This window comes from Pseudomonas sp. LBUM1659 (genome assembly GCF_059716045.1).
On record NZ_CP166797.1, the window covers coordinates 1413303 to 1425854 of the forward strand.

9 protein-coding genes are annotated in these 12552 nt (G+C 57.3%); 3 read left to right on the forward strand and 6 right to left on the reverse strand.

Annotation, left to right across the window (positions count from 1 at the left end; translation table 11 throughout):
* Positions 1-192: 192 nt before the first annotated feature.
* Positions 193-2388, reverse strand: a complete 2196-nt coding sequence (locus tag ACA048_RS06275) for a hypothetical protein (protein ID WP_497628374.1) — start codon at positions 2386-2388, stop codon at positions 193-195.
* 195 nt (positions 2389-2583) lie between these two features.
* Between ACA048_RS06275 and ACA048_RS06280 the strand changes: the two genes are divergently transcribed.
* Entirely contained in the window at positions 2584-3480 is an 897-nt protein-coding gene (locus ACA048_RS06280; RefSeq protein WP_497628376.1) for an NAD(P)-dependent oxidoreductase, read from the forward strand.
* On the opposite strand, the gene ACA048_RS06285 is transcribed toward ACA048_RS06280, so the two are convergent.
* Together ACA048_RS06285 and ACA048_RS06290 are read right to left on the reverse strand one after the other, a co-directional pair.
* Positions 3371-5653 carry a putative bifunctional diguanylate cyclase/phosphodiesterase gene (locus tag ACA048_RS06285; RefSeq protein WP_497629812.1) on the reverse strand — a complete coding sequence of 761 codons (2283 nt, stop codon included), beginning with the start codon at positions 5651-5653 and terminating at the stop codon, positions 3371-3373. The two genes, ACA048_RS06280 and ACA048_RS06285, sit on opposite strands and share 110 nt — an antisense overlap.
* Before the next feature lie 148 nt (positions 5654-5801).
* A complete protein-coding gene (locus tag ACA048_RS06290) occupies positions 5802-6167 on the reverse strand; it encodes a YkgJ family cysteine cluster protein (RefSeq protein ID WP_497628377.1) in 366 nt (121 codons plus the stop codon).
* Between the two features lie 293 nt (positions 6168-6460).
* Between ACA048_RS06290 and ACA048_RS06295 the strand changes: the two genes are divergently transcribed.
* Positions 6461-7810, forward strand: coding sequence for a spinster family MFS transporter (locus ACA048_RS06295; protein WP_497628378.1), 1350 nt, complete (start codon positions 6461-6463; stop codon positions 7808-7810).
* Here ACA048_RS06295 and ACA048_RS06300 read toward each other — a convergent pair.
* The 3 genes from ACA048_RS06300 to rapA all read right to left on the reverse strand — a co-directional run bounded on the left by ACA048_RS06300 (position 7807) and on the right by rapA (position 11966).
* Complete coding sequence (locus ACA048_RS06300) at positions 7807-8238, reverse strand: hypothetical protein (RefSeq protein WP_497628379.1); 432 nt, start codon at positions 8236-8238, stop codon at positions 7807-7809. The two genes, ACA048_RS06295 and ACA048_RS06300, sit on opposite strands and share 4 nt — an antisense overlap.
* A 141-nt stretch (positions 8239-8379) precedes the next feature.
* Positions 8380-8766, reverse strand: coding sequence for a lipid II-degrading bacteriocin (locus ACA048_RS06305; protein ID WP_497628380.1), 387 nt, complete (start codon positions 8764-8766; stop codon positions 8380-8382).
* Between the two features lie 353 nt (positions 8767-9119).
* The gene (rapA, locus tag ACA048_RS06310; RefSeq protein WP_497628381.1) at positions 9120-11966 is read right to left on the reverse strand and encodes an RNA polymerase-associated protein RapA; all 2847 of its coding nucleotides are present in this window, start codon (positions 11964-11966) and stop codon (positions 9120-9122) included.
* A 218-nt stretch (positions 11967-12184) separates the two neighbouring features.
* On the opposite strand from rapA, the gene ACA048_RS06315 reads away from it, so the two are divergent.
* The gene (locus tag ACA048_RS06315; RefSeq protein WP_497628382.1) at positions 12185-12526 is read left to right on the forward strand and encodes an aspartate-semialdehyde dehydrogenase; all 342 of its coding nucleotides are present in this window, start codon (positions 12185-12187) and stop codon (positions 12524-12526) included.
* The last annotated feature ends 26 nt before the right edge of the window (positions 12527-12552 follow it).

Genomic DNA, 12552 nt, shown 5'->3' on the forward strand with positions numbered 1-12552 from the left:
ACAGTTCAGTGAGCAGCCGAACGGCTGCTTAATTGTTTCTGGATGTGGATTTGTGGCGAATCTGACGCCGCCATCGCGGGCAAGCCCGGCTCCTACAGGGTTCGGTGGCGTTCACAAATTTTGTGATCGACATCGTCCCTGTAGGAGCCGAGCTTGCTCGCGATTGGCCACGACGCGGTATTGCGCCGAGTCTTAGGCGGTCTTGCCAGTATGGTTATTGAGGGAAATAACCTTGGTCTTGCCAATCCGGTGACGGTAAATCTCACGCAGGTACTTGATCGCCTTCTTCACGCAATCACGTGACAAGCGAATGTCGTTGATCGAGACAAACTTGTCCTTGTCATTGATCAGTTCGCGGTACTTCTTCTCGTACATCGGTTTGATCGCGTACCAGTTGGTATCGAGGATCTTCGCCGGGTTCTCGAATTCGTTGAGCAAGTCGTCGATCCGGTCTTCGTCGAATTCTTCATTGATGATGAAGTCGAGGATAGAGTTGTCCAGCGTCTCGTCGAAGCGGTACGGGTTTTTCGCAAAGCAGCGTTTGATGAACGCGACGATCAGCGTCAGGAAGTCGTCCGACAGGCACGGGCTCTTGGCGATCAGGGTGGTCAGCGACAAGTTGGCCGATGCGCCGATTACCAGTGCGTAACGCTTGAGCGTGGTGTTCGGGAACAGGCTGTTGAGGTGGGTCTTCAACCGGTTCAGGTCCATGTAGGACAGCTTGTAGTCTTTCGGCAACGAAACAATCGACACCACCGACGAGCAGTTCTTGAAGAAGTGCAGGTCGTGCAACGCCGCCGCGTCGTAACCGGAATTCTTGTACTGCTCCAGCGAGGCGCGATAGCGCTTGGACTCGATCGGCAGCAGGCTGATGCCTTCAATCGCCTGGGTCACTTTGTTGAAGTGCGGCAGGTCGATGGAGCGGAAGAACAAATCGTCGATGTTCAGGCGCTGTGGTTCTTTCTCGAAGACCTTGAACTTGTCGCTGCTTGGCGGCGGTGTTTCCGGTACCACGGACTCGGCGTAGGCAATCGCCACCGGGCCGGCGAGGCTCATGAACAGGTCGTTGGCATCCAGGCGAATGGTTTCGCCGATGTCGATGCCGGCGCGGCGGAAATAGTTCTGGTCGTAGTCCGTCGTGACCGCTTGTGCTGTCAGGATGTTGAAGATCTGTTGCGAGATGTATTGGTTGGCGTGTTTTTCCATCGCATTGACGTCAATGTTCTGGATGTTGCCGTCATCGCTTTCTTCGGCATAACGCATGATGTCGTTGGAGATCAGCATCATGGCGTTCCATGGGCGGATACGCCCCATGACGCTGGCTTCGCTGCTGTCTTCGTTGGCGAAGTTGTAGGAGAAGTCCCACTCTTCCGACAAGTATTTACATAGCAGGCGACCGGCGTTGATGTGCAGCGCTTCGGACATTTCGCTGCGATGATCGGAAATGTTCGGCAGTACGCAAATACCGCTGGTGAAGATCGGCTCGAAGACGAAGGAATGACCGCTCTTGCTGTCATGCTCGTCCATCGGCTTGGTGTCGAACGTTTTGTTCATGTACGAGTGCTGCTGAGCCAGGCCGAACTCGGAAGCCATGCCCGAACCGGTACCGCCGCCGGCGCTGAAAATCGAGAAATACAGGCGCGACTGGTTGGCCTTGATCCCGCAACTGTCGATCAGGTACGAGTGAATCATCTTCCAGTCCGGGCTTGAGAAACGCTGGGTGTCCTTGTTCAGGATGATCTTGGCCAGGTACTGACCGAGAATCGGCGCGTTACCGGCACCACCGGCGTGGACTTCCGACAAGTCCATGATTTTCATTTTGCTGTAGTCGCGCAGGAAGCCGCTTTTTTCGCCCTTGCGCGAGAAACGGATGCGACCGGCAATGTCTTTGTCGAGGTCGCCGAGCATGACCAGCGGTTCCACCAGGAACACCGGTTTGGCGCCCTTGTTGGTACCCAGGCGCAGGTTGTTACGAATCCATTGTGCCGGGCTGTAGCCCTTTTCCGCATAGCGTTTGTCCGGCGACAGACGGTCTTCATTATTGAATTCGTTGAGATAAAACTTGCGGGCGTTGTACACCAGCTCCGCGACATCCAGCGCGATGTTGGAGCCGCAGCGGCCCAGACCAATCAGGCACACCGACGGGAATTCCTGGACGCTGTGCTGCTCGCTGGCGCCTTCCAGATGGGGCGGGCGCGGGAACACCATGTCGCGCAGGCCGTCGAGGTTATCGAGGATGCGGTCGGTATTGGTTTCGGTGAAATACAGGTATTGCTGAGTGGCCAGCGGGCGCGCCGGGGTCAATGGCTTCAACGGTGATGGGCTGTTCGCCGCAGGGCTCAGAAGCAGATCGGAGACCGCAGTGGCCGGGTTATTTTTAGAAGTCATTGTGCGCCGTCTACCTGGACTTGTTGGTTGAGCGACATCTGTCGTCGAACCATTCACGGAATGGGGGAGTCGCGTCTTTTTTGCGCGTATTTGGCCCAAGTCTCAGGGACTTGCCTGAGCAGCAGTGGGGGAATCCTTTCCTTAGTCAGGATGAATCGGCCACTATTCGCCGTTCTTTAATCAAAGGGAGGCTAAATGATGTCAACGCTACCTTCGTTGGGGTTCGCCGGGATCGGTCTGATGGGCCTGCCAATGTGCCGGCGCCTGTTGGCGGCGGGCTATCCGTTGACCGTGTGGAATCGCAATCCGGCCAAGTGCGCGCCGCTGGTTGAGGCTGGTGCCCGACAAGTGGCAACACCCGCTGAACTGTGTCAGCACGCCGACATTGTCATGCTGTGCCTTGCGGACACCGCAGTGGTGCGTGAAGTGGTTTTTGGCCCGGCCGGGGTGGCTGTGGGGGCGAATAGCGGTCAGTTGCTGGTGGACTTTTCCAGCCTGGAGCCCAGTGCCACACGAGAAATGGCCAAGCAGTTGATCGACACCACCGCCATGAGTTGGCTGGATGCGCCGGTGTCCGGCGGCGTGGTCGGCGCCGAGGCCGGCAGCCTGGCGATCATGGTGGGTGGTGAGGCTGGGGATCTGCAGCGAGTGCGTCCGCTATTGCTGACCCTGGGCCAGCGTGTCACCCACATGGGCGGTGTCGGGGCCGGGCAGGTGACCAAGGCGTGCAATCAGATGATCGTGGCGTGTAATGCGCTGGTCATTGCCGAAGTGGTGGCGCTGGCCGAGTGTTCCGGGGTTGATGCTCGACTGATCGCCGAGGCCCTCGCCGGTGGTTTTGCCGATTCAAAACCGTTGCAAATCCTGGCCCCGCAAATGACCCACAGCCAATTTGAACCAGTGAAATGGCATGTGCGTACGCTGCTCAAAGACCTCGACAGCGCCGTGAAGTTTTCCCGCGAACAGGGTTCGGCCACGCCACTCAGTGGGTTGGCAGCCCAGCTGATGCGACTGCATGGGAGCCAGGGTTTCCTGGAAAAGGATCCGTCGACGTTAGTGCAGATGTACCGCGAGCCAGATTCAAAGGCATGACGTTGCACGTAGGCTTGCGCTGGTTGATTTCGTTCAGTACCGAGCGCAACTCAACCAGTGGCACAGGGCGGCTGAGCAGGTAACCCTGAACAAAGTCGCAGCCAATGCGTTCGAGAAAGTCGTACTGCTCAAAGGTTTCGACGCCTTCGGTGACTACCTGTAAATGCAGGGTGTGGGCCATGATGATGATGGCGTGGACGATTTCCATGTCCTGGGTTGCGTTGGGGATGTCCTGGATAAACGTGCGGTCGATCTTCAGTGTGTTCAGTGGCAGGCGCTTGAGGTAAGCCAAGGAGGAATAACCGGTTCCGAAGTCATCGATCGACAAGGAAACCCCAATGGCTCGAATCTGGCGCAGCAGCAGCAACGTGTTGGCCAGGTTGCCTATCAGCGCATTTTCGGTGACTTCCAGCTCCAGCCGCTGCGGCGCAACTCCAGAGGCGTGCAGCGCGAATTTGATTTCATCAGCCAGCTCTTCACGCGCAAGGTTCAGCGGTGAACAGTTCACGGCGATCTTGAGTTCCTCGCAACCTTGGCAGGACAGTTCACCAAGGTCCTCGCAGGCTTTGCGCAGCACCCAGTTGTCGAGCTCGCGGATCAGACCGTTAGCCTCGGCAATGGCGATAAACCGATCGGGGGCCAGCAAGCCATGCACTGGATGTTGCCAGCGAATGAGGGCTTCGAGTTTGCTGACCTGGCCGGTTTTCAGGTCGTAGATCGGCTGGTAATACAGCATCAGCTCATCGTCTTTATGCAATGCGTGCCGCAGTTCTTCTTCTAGCTGGAGCTCAAGCGTGGCGCGGGTCTTGAGATTGGAGCTGAAAAAATGCAGGCTATTGCGGCCAGCGCCCTTGGACTGATACAGCGCCAGGTCGGCGTTCTTCAGCAATTCTTCACAGGTCGTGCCGTCTTGCGGGAACAGGCTGATGCCTATGCTGGTGGTCATGACCATATTGCGACCGGAGAGCTCGATGGGCTCCTTCATTTTCAACATGATGCGCTGGGCCACGAGCTGCGCTTCTTCAGGATCTTTCAGGTCGATGAGGATGCAGAATTCGTCCCCCCCAAAGCGGGCTATGACATCTTTGTGGCTGCGTACCGAACTTTTGATGTAACCGGCCAGTACCTTGAGCAGTTCATCGCCGGCGTCATGGCCAAGGCTGTCGTTGATACGCTTGAAGTGGTCGATGTCGAGGAATATCACCGCCAGCATCCCACATTCATTAGTCTTCTCGATCAGCTTCTCGGCGAATATCTGATTGAAGCCACGACGGTTGATCAAGTTGGTCAAGGCATCGTAATGCGCCACTTGTTGCAGCGACAGACGCGCCTGATCCAGTTGGCTGAGCAGTGAGTTGACTCGCTGCAGATCACGCTCTTTGTGCTGCAGCTTTTTGTCCGCCAGTGCCGCGCTGATGCTGCTGCCGATAATCAGCACCGTCATGACCGCCACCGTCAGCGCCAGTTGCAGGTGACCTTGCTCGCCGCCATGCATCATGTCGCTGTCGTTGGGCAGTGCCAGATTGAAGGCTGCCATGCCGGTGAAGTGCATGCTCAGGATGCCAGCCCCGAGGAGCAGGCAGGCGCTGTACTTGCGCAGTTGATGAAACATGCCAGAGCCATCGCGCAAAAATCTGGCAATCAATAGCGCCGCCAGACTGGCACCCATCGCGATGACAATGGACAAGGCGAACAACGCCGGTTGGTAGTAAACCGTGGCACTTGAATGCATCGCGGCCATGCCTACGTAATGCATGGTGGTAATGCCTAGCCCGATCCACACTGAGGCCTTGAGGCAATGCCAGACATTCAAGACAGGGAGGCTGAGAGTGTGCATCGCCAGCCATGAGGTGCACAGGGCGATCAACAGTGAGAGGAGGGTGATGGGAAGTTGGTAGTGAAGTTCGATCGGTGCCTGAAACGCCAGCATGCCGATAAAGTGCATGGCCCAGATTCCGCCCGCCAGGCATCCGCTACCCACCCAGCGCCAAATCCGTTGCGAAGCAGGACTTTCTGCATGAGCTACACGCTCAGCCATATCCAGCGTGGCGAAGCAGCCGACACAAGCGACCACATAAGCCAACAGCACCAGAAAAGGATCATGCGTGCAATTGAGTATGAATTGCCCGTTCTCGGGTAGCTCGGTAATCAAATGCAGACCAAGCCACTCCATCGCACGCCCCATTGTTGGCATCTTGGCCAGCGCAATGAGCGCTGGCGAATGTCATGCAGTATAGAGTCGGTGTATGGAGTGCAAGGGATGATGGCAAAATGGTCACATATTATTTTGGCATAATACTGATTTCTTTTAGTACTAAATCTCAGGTGCTTTGTTCGTAGGGCAAATCGAACTCCGGTTGCAAGGCGGCAAGGCCGAACGCTGCCCGGGCCGCGTCGCAATCCATATTAGCCTCGCCATTGGCCCAGGAAGCCTCGAACTCACGGCACGTGCTGGAACGTTCGTTGTAAATCGAGCATTTGACCTCGCTGCCGACTTCTCCCACCAGGCTGACACAGCGGGTGGGTTTGCAGTCGGTGCCGAGCATCGCCACCCGACTGGGGCTGATCGACGCGACCAGGTCGTCAGGCACCGTTCCCCCGGCCGAGGTGCATTCACCCCAGAAAAAAGACACACGGAAATGAGAACAGCAGGCACCGCAATTCAGACATGGACTGACTTCGGACATGGGCTTTTATCTAAGGAAGAGTGGGCACGCAGGGGGGGCGAGCAAGGTCGCTATTCTAGGCTTCGCAACGGGCTTTGGAAGAGGGTGCGAAAGGTATTTTTCAACGACGGACGGCACCGTGAAAACACCAGCCCGATGCCTGTGAAACCTGGGCCTGGCGGTCAGCCGGTCTGCTTGAATGCCATGGACTGATATCAGCCTTACAAATAATGACAGACAGTGTTGACGGGCCTGTCTAGATTGACGGTTCCGGGGACAGTGAGACCCCAATAACAATAAAAGAGACGGACCCCATGCAGAACTCGACCCAAGCGGCGAATGCCTGGCGCATTCTGTTCCTGTTGTTTCTGGCCAACCTGTTCAACTTCTTCGATCGCACCATCCCCGCCATCATTATCGAGCCGATCCGCATGGAATGGCACCTCAGCGACTTTCAGCTGGGGATCGTCGGCACCGCTTTCACCCTCGTTTATGCAATAGCCGGCTTGCCTTTGGGGCGGATGGCCGACACCGGTTCGCGCAGCAAGTTGATGGGATGGGGCCTGGCGGTTTGGAGCGGGCTGACGGCGGTCAACGGGCTGGTGGGCAGCTTCTGGAGTTTCCTGATCGTGCGCATGGGCGTCGGTATCGGTGAAGCCAGTTATGCACCCGCCGCCAACTCACTGATCGGCGATTTGTTTCCGGCGCATCGCCGGGCGCGGGCGATGGGTATCTTTATGCTGGGCTTGCCGTTGGGGTTGCTGCTGGCCTTCTTCACCATCGGCGCAATGGTCAAGGCGTTCGACAGCTGGCGCGCGCCGTTCTTTATCGCTGCGGTCCCGGGGCTGATCCTGGCGGTCTTCATGTTCTTCATCAAAGAGCCGAAACGCGGCGCAGCAGAAACAGTGCAGGTGTCCCAGGAACGCATAGACCGGCCGATCCGCCGGGTGCTGGCGGTGCCGACTTTCCTGTGGCTGGTGATGGCGGGGCTGTGTTTCAACTTTGCGACCTACGCCTGCAACTCATTCCTGGTGCCGATGCTGCAGCGCTACTTTCTGATGCCATTGCAGGAGGCTGCGGTGGCAACGGGTGTGATCGTCGGCGTCACCGGCCTTTTCGGCCTGACGCTCGGCGGTTGGGTCGCCGACAAGATTCACCAGCGGGTGGCCAACGGGCGGCTGTTGTTTGCAGCGTTCAGTCTGATTATCTCGACCCTGTGCACGGCGTGGGCGCTGCACTCCGGGCGAATCGAGATCGGCGTGTTTGTGGCGGTCTTCAGTGTGGGCTGGTTGTTTGCCTACAACTTCTACACCTGCGTCTACACCGCGATTCAGGACGTGGTCGAGCCACGTTTGCGCGCCACGGCAATGGCGCTGTTCTTTGCCGGCCTGTACCTGCTGGGCGGTGGATTGGGGCCAGTGGTGGTGGGTGGTTTGTCCGACCACTTTGCGCACACGGCGATGCTGGCCGCTGGTGCCGAGCAGATGACCGAGGCATTCAAGGCGGTCGGCTTGCATGACGCGATGTACCTGATCCCGGTGGCGTTGTTCTTCACCATGGTGTTTCTGTTTATGGCATCGCGGTGTTTTGTGCGGGATGCGAAGCGGATGAAGGAAGGGTTGGTGGCAGTGGTTGAGCCTGGAGTTGTTGTGGCGACTGCCTAAAGGGGTTCACTTTTGGTTTTGTCTGCTACCCGCTTAGGGGTGGCAGACACTAGCAGCCCGATTACACATAGATAAAGAATAATTCCCGCAATGCCAGCAATCGTATCGTATACGAATCCGGCGATCACCAGTATGCCCAGCAATGATGAGATAAATATCATTAAATTTGATGCCAGATAAACGAACAGCCTCAGGCCAAATGACCGGGGTCTGATAAATATTGAAGTAAGCATTCCTACAACTACGCAGGCGATTGCTAGAATTCCGATGCCTTGGAGTGCCACCGTAAGCATAATTGCCACGGACAACCCTTCTTTGTCCGATAAGTCTTCTATATTGGGGGGGGCTTGGACCGCTACTGAGAATAAGCAGAACCAAGCTCCTATAAATAGAGCGATAGCTGTCAGTAAGCGTTGATACGGGCGCATAAAAATCCTTGTTAGAAATGCGTTGCCGGTCGCGCAGCCTGCACGCGACCGATTTGAGTTAAAGTTAGTTTCCGATACAGCTAAATGGCAATCGGATCTATTTTGTAATTAAGTGTTGTTGATGCTAACGATCAATGGTGATTACGTGGGTTCCCTTGATTTTTTGGACTCTGGAACGGACCCTGCTTTGAAGTTGTTAGTTGCATAATGCAATGCTTGAGCAGGCGACAAATTCGGATTCAAGCAAATATAGTTGTCAGCAAATGGAATGGCTTGCATGTCACGGATTATGGATTGAACTATGCTGGTGGCAACTCCGTTTTTAATATAGGGCTTTTGTTCGTCAGTGATCTTTATGATCATTTCGCGCCACATGCCTTGGCTGTAGAAAACATTGCGCTCCTGTTGTTGAGCGGTGAAAACCAGTGCAGGGTTTGGCGATGGCCAAGTGACTCCTCGTGTTGATGAGGAATATCCTGGTGCAAAAGCGGTAATATCGAGGGAAGGGAGAGTTAATCCATTACTCATTGTATAATCCTAAAATATTCTATGGTTGTCAGTAGCGGGTGCTACGTGTGTCGCTCGTGCTTGGTGCGGTGGTCTGTGTTTTTATACTAGTGTGTTATTAGTAGGAGTGGGTCTGAGAGTGGAGTAGGAAAGTTCTTTTCGGGCGTGGAGATCAGGCGGCGTTAAACGTATTTTCTGCTGTTTTATGGATTTAACGAATTCTCCTATTTGGATGTTCGAAACGTCCTGCGTAATTATTAGAAAGCTCCGCTTGGAAGTATTAAATCCTGACCTGACAAGACCAAAAATCCGTCCAATAAAAAAGGCCCGCATCGCTGCGGGCCTTTTTTATTGGCGGGAGTAGAAGCGGGAGATTAACCCGCCACTAACACCCGAATCGCTTCCAGTCGCAACGCAGCCTTTTCAAGCATGGCCAACCCTTGCTCGCGCTGTTTACGCAGGGCAACCAGTTCGCTGTCGCGTACCGTCGGGTTGACGGCTTGCAACGCCGTCAGACGAGCCAGTTCTTCGTCGGTGTCAGCCGCCAGACGACGCTGCGCTTCGGCAACACGCTCGGCGTGACGCGGGAAGATCTTCTCTTCGCCAGAGTTGATCCGTGGCGTCAACTGATCACGCTGAGCCTGGATGAACTTGTTGGCGCTGGCACGCGGTACGCTTTCCAGTTGATCGTTCAAGGTCTCGAACGACACGCGGGCCGAGAGGTCATTGCCATTGGTATCGAGCAGGCAGCGCAGGGCGGCCGGTGGCAGGTAACGGCCCAGTTGCAGCGAGCGCGGAGCAACCACTTCGCTGACGTAGAGCAGTTCCAGCAACACGGTGCCAGGTTTGAGCGCCTTGTTCTTGATCAGCGCCACGGCGGTGTTGCCCATCGATCCGGACAAGACCAGGTCCATGCCTCCCTGAACCATCGGGTGCTCCCAGGTGATGAACTGCATGTCTTCGCGAGACAGCGCCTGGTTGCGGTCGTAGGTAATGGTCACGCCTTCGTCGTCGCCCAGCGGGAAGCTGGCGTCGAGCATTTTTTCGCTCGGCTTGAGGATCAGCGCGTTTTCCGAATGGTCTTCGCTGTCGATGCCGAACGCGTCGAACAGGGTTTCCATGTAGATCGGCAGGGCGAACTGATCGTCCTGCTCAAGAATGTCTTCAACCAGTGCGTCGCCTTCACCGGCACCGCCGGAGTTGAGTTCCAGCAAGCGGTCGCGGCCGGTGTGCAAGTCGGCTTCCAAGCGCTCACGCTCAGTGCGGGCTTCGTCGATCAGCGCTTGCCACTCGCCGTCGTCAGCCTCTTCGAGCAGCGGCAGCAGGCGCGGGCCGAACTGATGCTGCAAGGCGTTGCCGGTCGGACAGGTATTGAGGAAAGCGTTCAGCGCTTCGTGATACCACTGGAACAGGCGCTCTTGCGGGCTGGTTTCCAGATACGGTACGTGCAGTTCAATGGTGTGCTTCTGGCCGATCCGGTCCAGACGACCGATACGCTGCTCCAGCAAATCCGGGTGCGACGGCAGATCGAACAGCACCAAGTGGTGCGAGAACTGGAAGTTGCGACCTTCACTGCCGATTTCCGAGCAGATCAGCACTTGCGCACCGAACTCTTCATCGGCGAAGTAAGCGGCGGCGCGGTCACGTTCGAGGATGTTCATGCCTTCGTGGAACACCGTGGCCGGAATCCCGGAACGTACGCGCAGGGCGTCTTCCAGGTCCATGGCGGTTTCGGCGTGGGCGCAGATCACCAGTACCTTGGTGCGCTTGAGCATCTTCAGGGTGTCGATCAGCCATTCGACGCGCGGGTCAAACTTCCACCAGCGTTCTTCTTCGTTGGCGTCCGGCTGGGCCTGGAAGCTGACTTCCGGGTACAACTCGGCATGATCGCCCAGCGGCAGTTCGAGGTATTCGTCAGGGCACGGCAGCGGGTACGGGTGCAGTTTGCGCTCCGGGAAACCCTGCACGGCGGCGCGGGTGTTACGGAACAGCACGCGGCCGGTGCCGTGGCGATCCAGCAGTTCGCGCACGAGGCGGGCGCTGGCTTCGGTGTCGCCGTCGTTCACGGCGGCCAGCAGGGCTTCACCTTCGTTGCCGAGGAAACCGTGAATGGTCTTGTGTGCTTCAGGCGACAGGCGCCCCTTGTCCAGCAGCTCCTGAACGGCTTCGGCCACCGGGCGATAGTTTTCGCTCTCGGCGCGGAAGGCGGCCAGGTCATGGAAACGGTTCGGGTCGAGCAGGCGCAGACGGGCGAAGTGGCTGTCCTGACCCAGTTGTTCCGGGGTCGCGGTCAGCAACAGCACGCCCGGAATGGTCTCAGCGAGCTGTTCGACCAGGGTGTATTCCGGGCTGGCGTTGTCTTCATGCCACACCAGATGGTGGGCTTCGTCGACGACCAACAGGTCCCAGCCGGCGGCAAACAGCGCATCCTGAGCCTTTTCGTCTTCGACCAGCCACTCAAGTGCGACCAGCGCGAGCTGGGTGTCTTCGAACGGGTTGGCGGCATCGCTTTCGATGAAGCGTTCTTCGTCGAACAGCGCGACTTGCAGGTTAAAGCGGCGGCGCATCTCGACCAGCCACTGGTGCTGCAGGTTCTCGGGAACCAGGATCAGCACGCGGTTGGCGCGGCCCGAGAGCAGTTGGCGATGGATCACTAATCCGGCTTCAATGGTTTTACCCAGGCCTACTTCGTCCGCCAGCAGAACACGCGGTGCAATGCGGTCGGCGACTTCACGGGCGATGTGCAATTGGTGCGCGATCGGTTGCGCACGTACGCCACCGAGGCCCCAAAGAGCGGACTGCAATTGGCGGCTGGTGTGTTCCAGGGTGTTGTACCGCAGGGAGAACCATGCCAGCGGGTCGATCTGCCCGGCGAACAAACGGTCGCTGGCCAGACGGAACTGAATGAAGTTCGACAGCTGGGTTTCCGGCAGGGTCACCCCTTCGTTGTGCGCGTTGAGGCCGTGGTAGACCAGCAGGCCATCGATATCGTCGACTTCCTGGACGGTCAGTTTCCAGCCTTCGAAGTGAGTGATCGAGTCGCCGGGCGAAAACCGCACGCGGGTGAGGGGCGCATTCCGTAACGCGTACTGGCGAGTTTCGCCAGTGGCCGGGTAGAGCACGGTCAACAAGCGGCCGTCCTGTGCCAGAACGGTGCCTAAACCCAGCTCGGCTTCGCTGTCACTGATCCAGCGTTGCCCCGGTTGATACTGCTGCGCCATGCTGCCTGACTCCCACCTTGAAAAAGCGGGCTATCTTAACGGAATGAGACCTTCAGGGCCAAAGGACTCTCATAAAAACTCGCAGTCTTACGTTAGCCCAACGAAACCATGCCCGCAGGCCAGGGCACCCATTCGTGTCAAACGGGTCACAGTTTGCGACCGATGGCTCAAGTCACCATCCTCGCGGCCGACAGCCTGCTGACAGGAGACTAATAATTATGCTGCCACCGATGCTCCCCTTGAGTGCCGTGCCGATCACCTCACAGCAGGACCCGATACGCCAGCGCCCGGATATTCCGCCGGTGGTGCCGGTGCAGGAAAGCTCCAAAGAAAGCACGATCGACTTGCAGCAGCGCGATCCCGAGGAAGCCGCTTTTCAGCTGCGCGAGGAACAGCGTCGCAAGCTGGAACGCGAGCGTCGCCGTCGCGAGGCCGATGAAGACCCGGAGGAACATCTTGCGATTCCCGGTGACGAACTGAATGCCGACAACACGGTGCCGGTGGTGCCGTTGATGGAAGATCAGCCGCGTCAGGGCTTGTGGGTCGATATTCAGATTTGAGGTTGCGGCTGGTCAGCGCGGCCGTC